This window comes from Vibrio sp. Y176, assembly GCF_033438945.1.
Map to the genome: position 1 here is coordinate 1 of NZ_JAWOQS010001239.1, position 507 is coordinate 507.

General features: G+C 48.3%; 1 protein-coding gene. It reads right to left on the reverse strand.

What is annotated here, in order from left to right; genetic code table 11:
- A partial coding sequence (locus R7O13_RS31175) for a Na+/H+ antiporter NhaC family protein (protein WP_318305768.1) occupies positions 1-507 on the reverse strand: 507 nt, incomplete at both ends.

Consider the following 507-nt stretch of genomic DNA (forward strand, 5'->3'; position numbering starts at 1 on the left):
TTACGGTCTCAATCACGTATTGCGTGCCACCTAGCGAGTCATTGACAGATTTCAGCATGAAGCCACCAATTACGGTTGCAAGCGGCAGTAGCATAACTTTAATGCCATCATAAACAGCCTCGAACATATCGTTCATTGAAATCAGTTTTTGTGCACCGTAGAAGCTAATGGTGAAGATCAGCGCGACGAAAACCCCCGCCAGTAGGTCGATACCAAAGTACCAGCTGGCAGCAACGAGGACGATCATCGGTAAAAGGAAATTGATCAGACCCATTGTCGGATTGGTGTGCGCAGAAACTTCAGAACCAAAGTCCACATCGGTTGCGCCGTCTGGACGAACTTGACCATTCTTCGCACGCTCTTCTGCTTTTTTCATTGCGCCGAGGTCAGGGATTTTTTCCATCGCAACCAGCAGAACAATCACCAAAGTTACCCAGCCGTAAGCCATGTAAGGAATTGCTTGCATATACGTCTGAATACCTTGGCCTGCTTCAGCGACGCCGTTTG